Origin of the sequence: Campylobacter fetus subsp. fetus, assembly GCF_900475935.1 — a bacterium.
GTDB lineage: Bacteria > Campylobacterota > Campylobacteria > Campylobacterales > Campylobacteraceae > Campylobacter > Campylobacter fetus.
Window position 1 is genome coordinate 511,435 of sequence record NZ_LS483431.1, and the last position, 16,220, is coordinate 527,654.

The window sequence follows — 16,220 nt, forward strand, 5'->3', positions numbered from 1 at the left end:
TAAAGGATAAGTATGAAAAAGGGTGTAATTTTAGCTTTAAGCTTAGCTGCTGCAGTTAGTTTAAATGCCGCAGTTTTGGCAACAGTAAATGGTCAAAATATAACAGATGAGGATTTAGCTCCAGTATTAGGACCGCACGGATCAGAAACAAGCAACGTACCAGCTGATATGAAGAAAAATCTATTGGATAGAGTTATAGAAAGAAAGCTTATGTTGGACCAAGCTAAAAAAGACGGTATAGAAAAAGATGATGAATTTAAAAAAGTTGTTAAAGAACTTGAAGATAATGTAGCTATAAATATATGGATGAAAAAACAGTTTGACGCTATAAAAGTGGATGAGAAGAAAGCAAAAGATTTTTACGAGCAAAATAAAGATAAATTTGTAGTTCCAGCTCAAGCAAAAGCAAAACATATTTTAGTTGAGACAGAAAAAGAAGCCGCAGATATCATAAAAAGTTTAAATGGTTTAAAAGGTGCCGCTCTTGATAAAAAATTCTCAGAAATTGCAAAAGAGAAATCTATAGATAAAAGTTCAGCAGTAAATGGCGGTGAGTTAGGATGGTTTGGCGAGTCTCAAATGGTAGCATCATTTAGCAAAGCCGCATTTGGACTTAAAAAAGGTGAAATTACTAATAAACCTGTTAAAAGCGAGTTTGGATATCATGTTATACTGAAAGAAGATATGAAAGATAAAAGCGCAGTTGGATTTGATAAAGCAAAAGCAAATATAGAAAATCAAATGAAAAGTGAAGAGTTCAGAACTGTTATGCAAAAAAAAGTAAGCGATCTAAAAAAAGATGCAAAAATAGAGTATAAATAAGGGTAGAAAATGGGAGTTTTGGATATTGTAAAAGCAGGCGTACTAAGTGGTGATGATATCACAAAACTCTACGCTTATGCCAAACAAGAAGGGTTCGCTATCCCAGCAGTAAATGTAGTAGGCAGCAATTCCGTAAATGCAGTGTTAGAAGCCGCAAAAAGAGCAAACTCACCTGTTATAATCCAATTTAGCAATGGCGGCGCCGGTTTTTTTGCCGGTAAGTCATGTCCTAAGCCAGATATTTTAGGCGCTATAGTAGGTGCTAAGCATGTTCATCTGCTTGCTAGAGAGTACGGCATTCCAGTAGTTTTGCATACAGATCATGCCGCTAGAAAGTTACTGCCATGGATAGATGGTCTTATAGAGGCTAGTCGTGAACATAAAAAAGTATTCGGAAGACCGCTTTTTAGTTCTCATATGCTTGATCTCAGCGAAGAGAGCTTAGAGGAAAATATCTCTACTTGTAAAGAGTATTTAAAAAATTTAAGCGAACTTGATATAAGTCTTGAAATCGAGCTTGGAGTTACCGGAGGAGAAGAGGACGGTGTTGATAATTCTGGTGTAGATAACTCTCTTCTTTATACTCAACCATCAGAAGTTGCTTATGCTTATTCTGAGTTAGGCAAAATTAGCGATAAATTTAGTATAGCAGCTAGTTTTGGAAACGTACATGGAGTATATAAGCCGGGAAATGTTGTTCTTCGTCCGGAAATTCTTAAAAATTCACAAGAGTTTATTAAGCACAAATTCTCTCTAAATGACGACAAGCCGGTAAATTTCGTTTTTCATGGCGGTAGTGGTAGTGAGTTAAAAGATATTAAAAACGCCGTAAGTTATGGTGTTGTTAAAATGAATATCGATACTGACACACAATGGGCTTTTTGGGATGGAGTGAGAGAGTACGAAGCGGCTCATCACGGATATCTGCAATCTCAGATCGGAAATCCCGAGGGAGAAGACAAGCCAAATAAAAAATACTACGATCCTAGAAAATGGTTAAGATCTGGTGAAGAGAGTATGATAAAAAGACTTCTTGAAGCTTTTGATAATTTAAACTGTATGAATAAAAATTAGATTTTGGCGGCTTGTATGCTGCCAAATTTATTTTAAATTTAATAATTTTATAAATTTTTAAATTTAGCATAAATTTAAGGAACTTTTTATGGATAAAAATGATGCGTTTAGTGATTTGCTTCTACCTGATAGCGGTAAGAGACAAAGTAAAGTAGTTTATTTTAAAATAGTTTTTCTGCCTGTTTTGATATACGCTATATTTCTGCTTGGGTATTTTCGTATTATAAATTTTAGCGTTGAGCTTCATACTATAGTTATGATGGGAGTTATACTTTTTATAGCGATGCTTTTTGCTAGACATAGTGCTGAGCTTGGATGTTGTTTATTTGAGCAGAGAAAAGATGAGTTTAAAAGAGATCTTAAAAGCTATATTATGAAAAGTCTTTTGATAATAGGAAAAGATCAAAAGTCAAACGGTAGTTTTGATGAGTTTGTAAAAAGATATTCAAATGACGTTAGAAATGATAATTACGCCTCAGTTGGTGCTGGAATTTTTCCTATGCTTGGTATACTTGGTACGTTTTTAAGTATAGCTATATCTATGCCGAATTTTAGCTCATCAAGCACAGAAGCGCTTGAAACTGAGATTTCCACCCTTTTAAGCGGAGTTGGAACTGCATTTTATGTGTCGATATATGGTATTTTTTTGGCTCTTTGGTGGATATTTTTTGAGAGATTTGGTATGAGTAGATTTGAGAAGCTTATAGCTAGGCAAAAAAATGCTACAAGTACTTTTTTTTGGACAAAAGAGGAGATCGAGCAGAGATATATGCAAGAAAGTCTCGGAAATTTCGAGAAGATTAGCGTAATTTTTGAGCATGTTAGCAAGCAGGAATTTTTTGAAGAGTTAAATAAAGCGGTTGAAAGAAAATTCCAAAATTTTTCTGATATGCTTAAAGTAGAAGAAGACGCCGTAAAACTAAGCAGTGAACATATAAAGCATACTATGGGAATGCTTATCAAATCTCAGCGAGATCAAAAAGATATGGTAAAAGTACATGCTGAAATAATTAATGTGCTTAATTCGTTTAATCTAAATTTGAAAGAGATGCAACTAAGATTTAGTGAGCATTACACAAGATTGCAAAGTGCTAGTGATGATAAAATAACTAAACTTGAGAGATCCGTAAATGATCTTGGTGGAAATATCTCTAAATTTGAAAATTCGCTTGAGGGTTTTAGCGTTGAAATTTTAGAGAAACAAAAACAAGCCTTAGAAGGATTTAGAGCTGCTATGATAGATGGTATGCAAGCTTTTAGAGAGGTTTTTGATGATGAGGGAGCAAAAGGGGATGAGAGCAGCAAAATCATAGAAGAGCTAAAAAAGAGCATTCAAGAGATAGATGATGAGACTAACAGCGCACTAGAAAAACTAGAAGTAAATACAGAAGCAAATCAAGATGAAATTAGATAATTCAAGAGACGAAAGAAGTAATTTCTGGATATCTTACGCCGATTTGATGGCTGGACTTTTGTTTGTTTTTGTGCTGCTCATCGGAGCTATCGTAGTAAAATACGTACTCACACAAGCAGATTTAAATGCTTTAAGAATAGATCTAAATAAAAAAGTAGAAGCACTTGCTTTTAGTAGTGATGAGTTGAACAAAAAAGAAAAAGCGATAAAAGATTTCATAGAAAAATTACAAAATGCTAAAGATCGCAATTTAGCTTTATCTGAGATAAATGCACTATTTAATGAGAAACTTGCCGAATTAAGTATTCAGCTTGGAGATATAAATAGTACTCTTAGAGTGGTAAATGAGGAAAATAAAGAGTTAAGCTCCATTATAAATTTAAAAGATGAACAAATCAGTGATTTAAAAATTGCTTTAACTCAAAAAGAATCCGAATATAACAGTGTTTTGGCTGATCTAAATAGTACAAAAGAACGCATAAAAGATTTAGGTGGTATAAAATTAAAAGTGATATCGGATCTAAAGCAAAAACTTGGTAATTCCATACGTATCGATGCAAATTCAGGCTCAGTTTCGCTTCCGTCATCTATTTTGTTTGATACAAACTCATTTATGTTAAAAGATAGCGCTAGATTTGATTTGAGACGTACTTTAAAGGCGTATTTCGATGTGCTTCTAAGCGATGAGATACGACCGAACATTGATAGAATAGTTATAGAAGGTCATACCGATAGCGATGGCAGTTATCTTTATAATCTTGAATTATCGCAAAAAAGAGCTTATGAGGTAATGAAATTTATCTACTCATTTTACAAAAATGAAGAACTAGGTAAATACCTTATAGCAAGCGGTAGAAGTTTTAGCGATCTTGTTTATAAAAACGGAGTTGAGGATAAAGAAGCATCTCGCAGAATTGAGATTAAATTTAGCATCTCGGATAAAGCCACTATAAAAGAGATAGAAAAAATTCTCAATCAAAATGCAAGGTAATTTTGATAATTTTGAATGCGTAAATTTTCGTGGTCGTAGTTTTTGGATTTTAAGAGATGACAAAATCGGAGGCGAATTTAATGGAAATAAAGCAAGAAAGCTTGAGTATTTTTTAAATTCGGATTTAAGCGGTTTTAAACGCATTATATCTTATGGCTCAAATCAGTCAAATGCAATGTACAGCCTTAGCGTGTTTGCAAAGATGAAAGAACTAGAGTTTATCTATGTAACCGATCATTTAAGCGGATTTTTAAAAGAGCGTCCGAGCGGAAATTTGGCTTTGGCTTTGCGAAATGGCATGGTGATTTATGAAAGTAAAAATAGAGCTGATTTCGCTTCAAATTTAAAAAATATCGACGATATTTTAATTCCTGAGGGTGTGGCTATGAGCGAAGCCGAGTATGGGTTTAAAACTCAAGCTAAGCTTATAGAGGATTTTTCTAATCAAATCGGATTTAAATTTGATATATTTTTGCCTAGTGGCACTGGTGCTAGTGCGGCGTATTTAGCTAAAAATTTAAGCCAAATGAAAGTATATACTACGCCTTGCGTGGGCGATAGAGATTATCTTGCTTCTATGGTTTTAAATTTAGATAAAGATTCAAAATTGAATATTTTAAATCCGCCAAAAAAATATCATTTTGGGAATTTAAAGCGTGAGCTTTTTGATATTTATAAAGAGCTTAAAGACTCAACAAATGTTGAGTTTGAGCTGCTTTACGATAGTGTTGGATGGCTTAGTTTACTCTATAATTTAACTGAATTTAAAAATAAAATTTTATATATTCATCAAGGTGGAATTATAGGAAATGAAAGTCTTTTGGAGCGTTACAAACGTAAATTTAAACTAGATATGGTATAATTAAATAAAGGAGAGAATAGATTATGAAAATTTTATATAGCAACGATAGTAATTTCAAACAAGATTTTGATAAATTAGTAAATCGTTCAAATTTAGATATGCAAAACGTAATGGAAACGGTAAATAACATTATCTCTGATATAAAAGAGCATGGGGATGAAGCTTTAAACGAGCAGATTTTTAAATTTGATAAGTGGAAAGTCAATGGCGATCTGCAAATAGAGCGCAGCGATATGGAAAATGCATATAATAATCTAGATCCAGATCTTAAAAAATCTCTAAGTATCGCATATGAACGCATAAAAATATACCATGAAAAACAGCTAGAAAAAACATGGCTGAGTTTCGAAGATAACGGGAGTATTTTAGGTCAAAAAGTAACTCCTGTAGATAGAGCAGGTCTTTATATACCAGGAGGTAAAGCGGCATATCCTAGTTCGCTTTTGATGAATGCTGCCCCTGCTATAGTTGCTGGAGTCAAAGATATAGTGGTTTGCACACCTGCTGTAGGAGGAAATGTAAATGAACTTCTGCTTAGCGCTATGCATCTTCTTGGTATAGAATATGCTTATAAAGTTGGTGGAGCAAGTGCTATTGCGGCTATGGCTTATGGTACGAAAACCATAAAAAAAGTAGATGTTATAACTGGGCCGGGAAATATATATGTTGCAACTGCTAAAAAGCTTGTTTTTGGAGATGTAAATATAGATATGATAGCAGGACCTAGCGAAATAGGTATTATAGCGGGTGACAGTGCTAATCCACATCATATTGCTATAGATTTGCTTAGTCAAGCTGAGCATGATGAAATAGCAAGTAGTTTTTTGATAACTTTTAGTGACAAATTTGCAAATAGCGTCAAAGACGAAATTTATAAGATTTTGCCAACTGTAAGTAGAGAAAAGATAGCAAGAGCTAGTATAGATAATAAATCTGCCATCATAGTAGCAAAAGATATGGATGAGTGCATAGATTTGATGAATGATTTAGCTGTAGAACACTTAGAAATCGCCACGAATAATGCGTTTGAGTATCTTGCGCGTATTAAACATGCTGGAGCGATATTTTTAGGTCATTATACTCCAGAAGCGATCGGAGATTATTTAGCAGGTCCAAATCACACGTTGCCTACTGGAGGAAGTGCGAGATTTTTCTCACCTCTCGGAGTGAGTAATTTTGTGAAAAAAAGTTCGATTATTTCTATGAATAAAAGCTCTATAAATGAGCTTGGAAAAGCCTGTATGAGCCTAGCAAAAGCCGAAGGTCTCGGCGCTCATGAGCTTTCTGTAAAGGTGAGATATGAGAGTTAAGACAAAATTCAATATTATTGATGTAAAATATATAAAATCTACCAAAGGAGGTAGTTATGAAAATAGGTGATTATACAAATAGTAACCAAAATTACTATTTAGATAGTGCTCAAAAAAATGCAAGTAAAGCACTTGAAAATATATCTGCTCAAAGAGCATTAAGCGGTACCGATAGTTCAAATTTGCTTATAGCAGACTCTTTGCGTAGCAGTGCAAGTTCGATTTCGCAAGGTGTAAATAATGCAAATGACGCCATTGGAGTACTTCAGATAGCTGATGCTACTTTGCAAAATTTAGGCAAAGGGGCAGATAGACTAAATGAGCTTTCTGTTAGAGCAAATAGTGCAATAAACGGACCAGAGCAAATTAGTGCTTTAAATAAAGAAGCAAATGCTCTAAAAACATCTATGCAAGACTCTTTAAACTCTGCCAGCTTTAATGGTAAAAATATTTTTGGTAATTCGCTTAGTTTCCAAACAGGAAACGGAGAAGTCGGCATAAACTTAACAGCTCCAAATGTTAATTCTTTGGACATATCTAATCAAAATACTATAAGTGACTTTTTAAAGAGCGTAAATTCGCTTAGAACTGATATCGGAAGTTTACAAAATGGTCTTATAAGCGGAATAAATGCTAGTTTAACCGCGGTTACTTCAACGAAAGCTAGCGAATCTCAATTGCAAAATAACGACCTAGCAAATAATGTGACTAACTACAACAATGCGAATTTGTTGGTAAACAGCTCAACTATGGCAGCTGCACACAATATGCAAACACTTCAACGTCAAGTATCTGGACTTTTAGGATAGTACTTTAGATAATGCAAGCACAAGGTTATTTATCTTGTGCTTTTAGAATGTTTTAAACTTAAAGGTAGTTTTTTGTTTGGGTATATACGATTTGTTTTGGCATATTTTGTTGTTTTATCCCATATGAATTACACTTTTTTTGGTAAAAATATTGGAGTTTTTGCAGTTGTAATATTCTATATAATTGCTGGATTAGTAACATCTAAAATTATAATTAAAATATCTCCATATAATATTAAATACTTTGCTATCGATAGGTTTTTACGTATTTATCCAGCTTTTTTTACTGTTTCTTCATTGGCTCTTATTTTTTTGATGCTTACAAATTATTCTGAATTTGAGTTTAATTTATTTCATATTTTATTGAATTTTTTATTGATTCCTCTTAATTATTTTTATTTTATTGATCTGTCCGTTATTAATGCTCCTGTTGGGTTAAATTTTGTGCTTCCTCCGGCATGGTCGCTTGGTGCCGAAGTTCAAGCTTATTTAGTACTTGTATTTTCGATCTTTTATAAAAAACTTGGAATTCTATTAGCTATGATAAGTCTTTTAATATTTGTTATAGCAAATTTAAATATACTGCATCCAGATATTTTCGGGTATAGGCTAATATTTGGTGTATTTTTTATGTTTTATACAGGATTTCTTATATATCAAAATAAAATTAAAACGGTTATTTTGTTTTGCTCTATTGTATTTATCATGTTGTTATACGTATTGATTGCTGATAAAATTTACTTTTTCTCAGTAGAAATAAGCTTAGGTTATCTAATTGGTGTAATTATTATTAGTATGCACGAAAGATTAAAAATCAAACTACCTTTTAATAATATATTTGGTTCATTGTCTTACATACTATTTTTGTCACATTTTCTTGGCATATGGTCATGTAGATATATTTTTGGTAAAGATAATTTATTTGCGGTTACCGTAATAAGTATATTCATAAGCCTCTTAGTATATTTTATATGTGAAAGACCTATAACAAAATATAGATTAAGTAGAAACTAGTTCTACTTAATTTCCCTCTATGTAATTTTTGAGTTTTCTACCTACTTTTGGATGTTTTAGTTTTTTTATGGCTGAGCTTTCGATCTGTCTGACACGCTCTCTTGTCACGTTTAGTTCTTTTCCTATCTCTTCTAATGTTCTATCGCTTTCATCTTCTAAAAGACCAAAACGCATTCTTATAACCGCTTTTTCACGATCGTTTAGCTGATCTAATACTTCATCTATCTGCTCTTTTAAGTCGCCTTTTAGTATCTGTTCCATTGGGCTAAGAGTTGTTTTATCTTCTACAAAATCGCCGTATTTGCCATCATCTTCACTGCCGATTGGAGCTTCAAGACTTATAGGCTCTTTGGTAATTTTGATAACTTGCTTAACTTTATCTATACTAAGACCTACCTCTCTTGCTATGATGCTTACATCTGGCTCTTTTCCCTCTTCTTGTAGATATTTTCTATTGATTTTATTTATACGGTTTATAGTTTCTATCATATGGATCGGTATGCGTATCGTTCTGGCCTGATCAGCTATAGCGCGACTTATAGCTTGTCTTATCCACCATGTAGCATATGTTGAAAATTTATAACCTTTTTTATATTCAAATTTATCAACTGCTTTCATAAGACCAATATTTCCTTCTTGAATAAGATCCAAAAACGGAAGTCCGCGATTTGTATATCGCTTAGCTATACTAACTACTAGCCTTAGGTTTGATTTTGCCATTCTAGCTTTTGCATCGTCACTTATATTTTTACCGCGTTTTATCTGATCTAATACTATTTTTAGCTCTTTTGGTTCTAGATTAAATCCAGTTTTGCTAGCTTCTTTTGTTTGAAATAACTTTTTTATCTCTACATAAGTTGATACCATAGTTGCTTCAGGAACTCTTGATATGATATCTTCTTTTGAAAGCTTTGTTATATCTTTTAGTATGCCTTGATGGTTTTTTTTGAGTTCGGCACTAAACATAGGAAGACGATATTCAAGGCGTTTTAGCTCTTTATCAAAGTCATCATCGCTTTTTAAAGCCGTTTCCATGGATTTTACTATTTCATTTATAAGTTTGCTTGTAGGTCCAAGATCCATTAATTTATCTTTCAAAACTTTTTTCTTAAAAGTTAAATTTAACTTTGCTACTAGATCAGCTTCTTCTTCGATAGATATATTTTGTTTTGCTACTATTTTCATCCATTCTTTTTTGGCTTTTTCAAGAGCTTTAAAGCTTTCTATTACTTTTTCTGCTCTTTTGTCAAGTTTTTTTGGCTGTTTTTTTGCTGTAGCGCTATCTTCTTTGTTCTCATCATATTCAAATTCATCTTCAGTTGTTTCTTCTTCCTCTTCTTCGCTCTCTTCCTCGTCAAAACTTTTAAAAAGCTCTTTAACTCGGCGTTCTCTATTTATAAGAGGCTCTTTGTAATCTAAAATAAAATCAATAAGATACGGCACTGAGCAAAAAGCATCTATGATGATATCTTCTCCAAGCTCGATTTTTTTACTGATTTCTACCTCTTCTTCTTTTGTTAGAAGTGAAATTTGACCCATTTCTCTAAGATACATTCTCACAGGGCTGTCTGATCGTGACCATTCTAAAAGATCATTCTCACTAGTTAGATCAAATTCCTCTTCTAAGGCGGTATCTATGATTTTTAGCTTGTCTTCTTCTGATTTTTTAGCTTCTTGTATATTTTTTATCTTTGCCGCTTCTACAGCACTTATCAGCTGTATTTTATAGAGTTCGGCTAGAGTTTCGACTTTTTTTATGGTAGCAACCGTTGGAGCTTTGTCAAACAATCTTACAAGCTTTTCAAAAGTAACATAACCTTTTGAGTTCTCTTTAAATAACTCTTCTATTTGTGCAAAAGTCTCTTTTGCTGCACTCATATAAAGCTCCTTAAAATTTATTTATCTGTTTTTGTTAAAATTAAGGATTATATCTAAAAAATAATTAAATCTATATAAATGCAGATTTTGAAATGCTTTTCAAAAACATGGAACAAAACTTGCTTTATTATTTCTAAATTTAATGCAGGAGAACATATGCAAAACGGCTATTATCAAGCTACGGGCGCGATGGTTACGCAGTTTAATAGACTTGATGTAATCACAAATAACCTTGCAAATGTAAATACAATCGGCTATAAAAGAGATGATGTCGTTATAGCTGATTTTGAACGAATATTTAAAGAAACTAGAGATATCTTACCTTTGGAAAATCATACAAGAGACGCCGCTAAATTTCTAAATAGAACCATTGATCGAGTTCCGCAGATTAATGAAATTTACACTGACTTTAATGTCGGCGGACTTAAAATGACAAATAACCCTCTGGATGTAGCTATAGGAAAAAGCGATCTATTTTTGTTAGTTGATACGCCAAATGGAGTAAGACTTACAAAAAACGGTGCTTTAAATTTGGACAATGAAGGCTACATTGTGACAAAAGAAGGTTATAGAGTGCTTCCAAATAATTATGAAAATCAGCCAGAAGAAGTCAGAGGTATTCAAATTCCTCAAGATGCTCCTGTAACTATAGATAAAGATGGAAATATTTACTCAAATAACGAAAATGTTGGTAGATTTTTTATAGCTCAGCCAAGAGAGATTAGGAATTTGCAAAAAGAGGGTGATAATCTCTTTGTGCTTCCAAATTTAAACGAGTTAAATGATGTAGAAAATAGCGGTTCCGTCGCTCAAGGATACTCTCAAATTTCAAACGTAAATCCTGTTATTGAGATGGTAAATTTAGTAGAAACAAATCGTCTTGTCGATATGTATCAAAGAGTTATGTCGACACATATGAATGATATAAATCAAGAAGCAATTACTAAACTTGCTTCACCAAAAGTTTAATTTGTTAAGGATAGATAGATGATACGCTCACTTTATACGGCAGCTACTGGAATGGTAGCTCAGCAAACCCAGATAGATACCACATCGCATAATATAGCAAACGTAAATACAATTGGATATAAGAAAAATCGTGCAGAATTTGCCGACTTGATGTACCAAACTATGCAGTACGCAGGAACACCGACAAGTACGACAACTATGAGTCCAACTGGTATGGAAGTAGGTCTTGGAGTGCGTCCTACTGCTATAACTAAAGTATTTGGTCAAGGGTATTTTAAAGAAACAGGGAATAATCTAGATATGGTTATAGCCGGTAACGGTTTTTTCCAAATTCAGCTTCCTGATGGTACTACTGCTTATACTAGAAATGGTGCATTTAAGCTTGATGGAGACGGAAATATCGTTAATAGTGATGGTTATAGGCTTCTTCCAGAGATGAATATACCAGCAGACGCAACTCAAATTTCTGTAGGAGTCGATGGCACGGTATCCGTGCTTCAACCAGGAAATCAAGAGATGACTCAAATAGGTCAGATTGAGCTTGCAAATTTCATAAATCCAAGTGGACTTCACGCTATGGGCGATAATAATTTCTTAGAAACTGCCGCAAGCGGTGCTCCAAATATAGGAAACGGCGGTACTGACGGTTTTGGTCAAATAAAACAAGGTTTTGTTGAAATGAGTAACGTGCAATTAGTTGAAGAAATGACCGATCTTATAACCGGTCAGCGCGCCTATGAGGCAAATTCAAAAGCGATTACAACAGCAGACGAGATGCTTCAAACAGTAAATCAGCTAAAACGATAATTAGCTAATAATTTTTAATTTTCTCCTCCTTGCGTCACTCCATTTGTATAATTGCAATGGAGTGAAATTATGAAATATACAGTTTAAATTTAAAAATAAGCATTTATAAAACACTCATTAAAGTTAAAATAATTTATTTAATAAATCAAAAAAATTATTAAATAATAAAAAATATAATGATAACAATATTCAAATAATATATAAAATTTTATTGTTTTTTAAGTTAGCTCATTGTAGACTTTCAATTCCATTATGAAAATAATTGTCAATAACAAACTTATAATTAAGGTTAAATTTATGAAAATAATTCTTAAAATTCTTTTTATATTACTTATACCCTTTACTGTTCTTTTTGCAAATTATGAAAAAGAGGCAAAAAGCATAGAAGAGATATTTACTCAAGTTATAGAACTTTATAAGAACGGTAAGGATACTGAAGCTAGAGAGCTTACTCAAACTGCGTATTTCGGGCATTTTGAAAATTTAGAAGGCGGTATTAGAATAAATCTTGGTCAAAAAAAAGCTTACTCTATGGAAAAACAGTTTGGAGATATAAGAAAAGCTATCAAAGCGGGTCAAGACGTCGCTAAAATAGAAGCTATGATAGCAAATTTAAATACCGAGATAAAAGAAGTTTTGCCTACTATAAGTAGCGGCGTGAAGCTCCAAGCCCAAAAGAGCGATGACGGCGGTTTGGCTGCTGCTGGAATGAGCTCTTCTGTCTTAGAGTCAAATCCATGGGGTAGCGTTTATGAAAATATAAAATCTAGTTTAGATGATGCTATTTTGGCTTATGACAAAAAAGACGGCGAAGCTCTTAAAAATGCTATGAATAAAGCTAAATTTAATTATTATAGAAATATGGAGCTTGAAATAGCCGTTAGAAGATATGCCACTCAAAGGCTAGATCAAATGATACAGCAGATTATGGGTAACGTGATATCAGAAAATGTAAATATGCAAAAAAATGCATTTGAACAGTCTATAAAAGATATCGACGAGCTTATAAGCAGCGCTATCAATAAACTTCCAGAAGAGTCTTATGTTTTAGCTCCTAAAATAGAAGTAGAAGAAAAAAAAGTAGTAGATTTTACTCCTACTGTGCAAAATATAAAAGATAAAATGCAAAATGTACTGTCTCTATACAAAAGCGGTAGTATAAAAGAAGCTATAAGCGAGGCCGGAGATATATATTTTGATGAGTATGAAGCAAGCGGTATGGAGAGTAAAATAGGGGCTATAGATATCACGCTTAAAACTGCAACTGAGGCTAGTTTTAGCAAGATAGTTTCTCTTATGAAAAGCGGAGTTAGTAGCGATAAAGTATCGGCAGAGCAATACAATCTATTCTCTTTGCTAGAAACCAGCCTTGAAAAAAGTAGTACCGATCTTAGCGGATGGGCTCTTTTTATATATGCGCTTAGTATAATTTTAAGAGAAGGATTTGAAGCTCTCATAATTATCTCCGCAGTAGTAGCTTATCTTATAAAAACCGGAAATAGTAAACATCTAAATATCGTCTATAGCTCGATGATAGTGGCTATATTGCTTAGTTTTGCTACAGCGTGGGCCGTAAATTTAATATTTGGCTCAAATATGGCTGCACAAAGCAGAGAGATAATAGAAGGTGTTGTTATGCTTATAGCAGTCGGACTTCTATTTTATGTCGGATTTTGGCTGCTTAGTAACGCCGGAGCTAAAAAATGGAACCATTATATACAAGGACACATCACTAGTAGCCTTACTAGCGGAGATAGTAAAGCGCTTTGGTGGACTCTGTTTTTAGCAGTATATAGAGAAGGAGCCGAAACCGTGCTATTTTATCAAGCTCTTATATTTGATGCACGTTCAAACGGCGCTCTTGGTATGGTCGGACTTGGATTTGTTGCTGGTATAGTAATACTTTTTATACTATATTTTATCATTAAAGCGTTCTCATTAAAGATAGCTATAAAACCATTTTTCATAGCTACTTCGGCTATTATATTTTATATGTCGATAGTATTTGTGGGTAAAGGCGTAATGGAGCTTGTGGAAGGAAAATTATTTGTTCCAAACGTTATAGAGTCTATTCCTACTATAACTTGGTTGGGAATTTATCCGTACTATGAGAGTTTGATACCTCAATTTTTGATGATACTAGCTCTTATAATAGGAGTATATATAATAAAGCAAAAACAAATCAATCTTAATAAAGGAGAACAAGTATGAAAAAAATACTTTCAGGAATGTTGGCACTAAGCCTTGCAGCAGTTATTACTATGGCAGCTGAGCAGCCTATTGGTGAGCCGATAGAGAAAAACGGTATGGAAATAGCCGCTGTTTATCTTCAACCTATAGATATGGAGCCAAAAGGTATAGACTTAGCTCCTAGTTTAGCAGATATCCATCTTGAAGCAGATATCCATGCTATAAAAGGAAATGCAAACGGATTTGGCGAGGGTGAATGGGTGCCTTATCTTAAGATAGCTTATACTTTAAAAAACATAGACAACGGTAAAACACTGCAAGGAACTCTTATGCCTATGGTAGCAAGCGACGGTCCTCACTACGGCGCAAATTTAAAAATGACCGCCGGAGTTGGTAACTATGAACTTACATTTCATATAGATAATCCAAGTACTCAAGGTTTTGGACGCCACGCAGACAAAGCAACGGGAGTTGCAAAATGGTGGGCGCCGTTTGATGCAAAATATACATTTAAATATACAGGTGCTCCAAAAGAGTAATCAAGCAGTTTGGCTTAAGTATAAATTTAAAAAGTCCGGCTGATTTTTGGCTGGATTTTTAAATTTAAAAGATCTCTGCTTGAGTTTTAATAAATTTTGCGCCGTTTAAAATGAACTATAAAATTGCGCAATTTATCGGCTAGTGATTTTTTAAATTTAAAAAGGTGCTATGATGGCAATTTTCTTTTATCAAGTTGTTTTGGCTCTATTTGGGTTTAGTTTTATAATCTCATTTTTAGATGTAAAAGAGCATATTAAAAATATATTTTTACCAGCTGTTGTCGGTATTTTCGTCGGTTTTATACTATTTGGGATAACTAAATTTGCTATTATCGCAGATGATGTAAAATTGTTTTTTGATACGCTTTGTTTGGTGGCTCTAGTTTTATTTTTATTTTGTTTTAAATTTAAAAATAGTTATGTTGTATCTTTAACCGTCTTTTTACTCGCAGTCGGATACGGATTTGATTACCGTTATATAAGTATGAATTTCACTATTTTTGCCGGTGAAATTTTAGATAGTTTGAGTCTTAGCAATCTATTTTTGATCTGTTTTGCTCTTGTGGTTTTACTGCTTGCATATTTTATTTTAAGATCTGTTTTAAGTCTAGTTTGTAAGTCTGTTAGGCTGTTTTTTGCTATTTTTAGCACTGTGATTTTGATAGTGGATAGAGCTGGATTTTTAACTCTTGGCTTAATGCAAAACGGAACCGTTCCTACTTACTCCAATACTCTTTCGGTGGTCGCAAAAATAGTTTATTTCGATAGTTTTTTACCTATTGTATTTTCACTATTTTTAGCTATTTTAGCTCTTTTTAGTTTAAGTAAGCTTCCTAAAAAAGCCCTTTATAAAGATATTGTTGAGTTTAGAATCATAAATGCCGCTAGAACGCAGGGATTTAGAAATGCTTTTTTTGCATGGCTGCTTGGAGCGATTATAGTATGTTTTAGTTTATTTTATATATTAGTATCTTCAAGACCGCCTTCTATAAGTACTCCTATTATAGTAGAGCCGATAAACGGCGAGTTTAAATTCGACGCTGCAGCTTTGCTTGATGGAAAACTCCATAGATATGCTTATATCACCGATGACGGACATGAAGTTAGGTTTTTTCTTATAAATAGATTTAAAGATAAATTAGCTCCTGTTGCTGTTTTTGATGCGTGCGCGATATGTGGCGATATGGGATATATAAAAAGCGGCGATAATCTTATATGTATTAGTTGCAATGTAAGAATATTTCTTCCTAGCGTAGGTAAAGCAGGAGGCTGCAATCCTATACCCTTTGATTATAAATACGACGGCAAAAACGTTACTATAGGTTTGCAAGAGATACAAAAAGGTGCAACATTTTTTAGCAAAATTGTCGAAAAAAAGGTTGTTGATCCAGTTAGTAAAAAAGAGATTTCAAATAGCTCTAAGTTCAATTATATTTATTACGGAAGGACGTATTTTTTTGAAAACCATGATAATCAAATGCTGTTTGAAGAAAATCCGGAAAATTACGTTACTACTTCTGGCGAATTAAAGGAGTGAATAA

The 16,220-nt window shown here is 33.3% G+C and carries 14 protein-coding genes; 13 read left to right on the forward strand and 1 reads right to left on the reverse strand.

The window, feature by feature from the left end:
- The first annotated feature begins 12 nt into the window (after positions 1-12).
- The 8 genes from DQN38_RS02550 to DQN38_RS02585 all read left to right on the forward strand — a co-directional run bounded on the left by DQN38_RS02550 (position 13) and on the right by DQN38_RS02585 (position 8,296).
- The gene (locus DQN38_RS02550; protein ID WP_002848855.1) at positions 13-822 is read left to right on the forward strand and encodes a peptidylprolyl isomerase; all 810 of its coding nucleotides are present in this window, start codon (positions 13-15) and stop codon (positions 820-822) included.
- A gap of 9 nt (positions 823-831) precedes the next feature.
- Positions 832-1,896, forward strand: coding sequence for a class II fructose-bisphosphate aldolase (gene fbaA / locus DQN38_RS02555; RefSeq protein ID WP_002848856.1), 1,065 nt, complete (start codon positions 832-834; stop codon positions 1,894-1,896).
- Between the two features lie 88 nt (positions 1,897-1,984).
- Positions 1,985-3,310 (forward strand): MotA/TolQ/ExbB proton channel family protein, encoded by a 1,326-nt coding sequence (locus tag DQN38_RS02560; RefSeq protein WP_011731851.1) that lies wholly within the window; start codon positions 1,985-1,987, stop codon positions 3,308-3,310.
- Complete coding sequence (locus tag DQN38_RS02565; protein ID WP_002848858.1) at positions 3,297-4,301, forward strand: OmpA family protein; 1,005 nt, start codon at positions 3,297-3,299, stop codon at positions 4,299-4,301. The genes DQN38_RS02560 and DQN38_RS02565 overlap by 14 nt, the downstream gene beginning before the upstream one ends.
- A complete protein-coding gene (locus DQN38_RS02570) occupies positions 4,291-5,163 on the forward strand; it encodes a 1-aminocyclopropane-1-carboxylate deaminase (RefSeq protein WP_065844095.1) in 873 nt (290 codons plus the stop codon). The genes DQN38_RS02565 and DQN38_RS02570 overlap by 11 nt, the downstream gene beginning before the upstream one ends.
- Positions 5,164-5,186: 23 nt before the next feature.
- Positions 5,187-6,473: a histidinol dehydrogenase gene (gene hisD, locus DQN38_RS02575; protein WP_111738166.1), complete on the forward strand. Its 1,287-nt coding sequence runs from the start codon at positions 5,187-5,189 to the stop codon at positions 6,471-6,473.
- 56 nt (positions 6,474-6,529) lie between these two features.
- Positions 6,530-7,282, forward strand: a complete 753-nt coding sequence (locus tag DQN38_RS02580) for a flagellin (RefSeq protein ID WP_111738167.1) — start codon at positions 6,530-6,532, stop codon at positions 7,280-7,282.
- A 36-nt stretch (positions 7,283-7,318) separates the two neighbouring features.
- On the forward strand, positions 7,319-8,296 hold the full coding sequence (locus tag DQN38_RS02585; protein WP_241201342.1) for an acyltransferase family protein: 978 nt from the start codon (positions 7,319-7,321) through the stop codon (positions 8,294-8,296).
- Positions 8,297-8,302: 6 nt separating this feature from the next.
- Here DQN38_RS02585 and rpoD read toward each other — a convergent pair whose 3' ends face one another.
- Positions 8,303-10,174: an RNA polymerase sigma factor RpoD gene (gene rpoD, locus DQN38_RS02590; RefSeq protein ID WP_065843775.1), complete on the reverse strand. Its 1,872-nt coding sequence runs from the start codon at positions 10,172-10,174 to the stop codon at positions 8,303-8,305.
- A gap of 156 nt (positions 10,175-10,330) precedes the next feature.
- On the opposite strand from rpoD, the gene DQN38_RS02595 reads away from it, so the two are divergent.
- The 5 genes from DQN38_RS02595 to DQN38_RS02615 all read left to right on the forward strand — a co-directional run bounded on the left by DQN38_RS02595 (position 10,331) and on the right by DQN38_RS02615 (position 16,216).
- On the forward strand, positions 10,331-11,143 hold the full coding sequence (locus DQN38_RS02595; protein ID WP_002848864.1) for a flagellar hook-basal body protein: 813 nt from the start codon (positions 10,331-10,333) through the stop codon (positions 11,141-11,143).
- A gap of 18 nt (positions 11,144-11,161) precedes the next feature.
- Positions 11,162-11,950 (forward strand): flagellar basal-body rod protein FlgG, encoded by a 789-nt coding sequence (flgG, locus tag DQN38_RS02600; protein WP_011731853.1) that lies wholly within the window; start codon positions 11,162-11,164, stop codon positions 11,948-11,950.
- A 297-nt stretch (positions 11,951-12,247) separates the two neighbouring features.
- Positions 12,248-14,161, forward strand: coding sequence for an FTR1 family iron permease (locus tag DQN38_RS02605; RefSeq protein ID WP_002848866.1), 1,914 nt, complete (start codon positions 12,248-12,250; stop codon positions 14,159-14,161).
- Positions 14,158-14,679 carry an iron transporter gene (locus tag DQN38_RS02610; RefSeq protein WP_002848867.1) on the forward strand — a complete coding sequence of 174 codons (522 nt, stop codon included), beginning with the start codon at positions 14,158-14,160 and terminating at the stop codon, positions 14,677-14,679. Before DQN38_RS02605 ends, DQN38_RS02610 begins: the two co-directional genes overlap by 4 nt.
- A gap of 172 nt (positions 14,680-14,851) precedes the next feature.
- On the forward strand, positions 14,852-16,216 hold the full coding sequence (locus DQN38_RS02615) for a Fe-S-containing protein (protein ID WP_065843774.1): 1,365 nt from the start codon (positions 14,852-14,854) through the stop codon (positions 16,214-16,216).
- Positions 16,217-16,220 lie beyond the last annotated feature (4 nt).

Excerpts from the sequence above, each read along its gene's own strand:
- DQN38_RS02550 (WP_002848855.1), top strand. The coding sequence starts at position 13 with ATGAAAAAGGGTGTAATTTTAGCTTTAAGCTTAGCTGCTGCAGTTAGT.
- fbaA (WP_002848856.1), top strand. The coding sequence starts at position 832 with ATGGGAGTTTTGGATATTGTAAAAGCAGGCGTACTAAGTGGTGATGAT.
- DQN38_RS02560 (WP_011731851.1), top strand. The coding sequence starts at position 1,985 with ATGGATAAAAATGATGCGTTTAGTGATTTGCTTCTACCTGATAGCGGT.
- DQN38_RS02565 (WP_002848858.1), top strand. The coding sequence starts at position 3,297 with ATGAAATTAGATAATTCAAGAGACGAAAGAAGTAATTTCTGGATATCT.
- DQN38_RS02570 (WP_065844095.1), top strand. The coding sequence starts at position 4,291 with ATGCAAGGTAATTTTGATAATTTTGAATGCGTAAATTTTCGTGGTCGT.
- hisD (WP_111738166.1), top strand. The coding sequence starts at position 5,187 with ATGAAAATTTTATATAGCAACGATAGTAATTTCAAACAAGATTTTGAT.
- DQN38_RS02580 (WP_111738167.1), top strand. The coding sequence starts at position 6,530 with ATGAAAATAGGTGATTATACAAATAGTAACCAAAATTACTATTTAGAT.
- rpoD (WP_065843775.1), bottom strand. The coding sequence starts at position 10,174 with ATGAGTGCAGCAAAAGAGACTTTTGCACAAATAGAAGAGTTATTTAAA.
- DQN38_RS02595 (WP_002848864.1), top strand. The coding sequence starts at position 10,331 with ATGCAAAACGGCTATTATCAAGCTACGGGCGCGATGGTTACGCAGTTT.
- flgG (WP_011731853.1), top strand. The coding sequence starts at position 11,162 with ATGATACGCTCACTTTATACGGCAGCTACTGGAATGGTAGCTCAGCAA.
- DQN38_RS02605 (WP_002848866.1), top strand. The coding sequence starts at position 12,248 with ATGAAAATAATTCTTAAAATTCTTTTTATATTACTTATACCCTTTACT.
- DQN38_RS02610 (WP_002848867.1), top strand. The coding sequence starts at position 14,158 with ATGAAAAAAATACTTTCAGGAATGTTGGCACTAAGCCTTGCAGCAGTT.
- DQN38_RS02615 (WP_065843774.1), top strand. The coding sequence starts at position 14,852 with ATGGCAATTTTCTTTTATCAAGTTGTTTTGGCTCTATTTGGGTTTAGT.